Source organism: Streptomyces sp. NRRL B-1140, from assembly GCF_001280065.1.
Lineage (GTDB): Bacteria > Actinomycetota > Actinomycetes > Streptomycetales > Streptomycetaceae > Streptomyces.
The window spans coordinates 1-420 of the sequence record NZ_LGEA01000007.1; the positions used below are offsets into that span (position 1 = coordinate 1).

General features: G+C 68.8%; 1 protein-coding gene. It reads right to left on the reverse strand.

Going from position 1 to position 420, the window contains the following annotated elements; all coding sequences use genetic code 11:
• The coding region (locus ADK65_RS02935; protein ID WP_420708949.1) for a glycoside hydrolase family 48 protein at nt 1-420 on the reverse strand (420 nt) is incomplete at both ends.

The window sequence follows — 420 nt, forward strand, 5'->3', positions numbered from 1 at the left end:
GACGATCAGCGTCTCGACCGAGTGGTAGGGGATGCCCTCGGGAGAGAAGTAGCCGTTCGCCGGGTTGGTGATCTTCCCGTAGAGCTCCAGGAAACGGGCGTCGTACACCTTCGACGCCGCCAGTTGGGTGACGGTGACCGAGGCTTTGGCGTGACCCGGCGCCGTCGACTCGAACACGGCCGACCCGGTACCCGAGTTCGCGGCCGCCACGGTCACCTTCTGCGCGGTGTTCCAGTTCTGCGGGGTGAAGGTCAGCGAGGCGCCGCCCGTGACCGACAGGCCCGAGTTGCCGCTCGCGCGGGCCGAGGTCACCGTCACGCTGGCGGTGGGCTGCTTGGACAGCTTCACCTCGTAGGTGCCCGACTTGCCCGACTGGACGCCCAGTTGGAGCGGCGAGGCGACGACGGTCGGGCCGGAGGA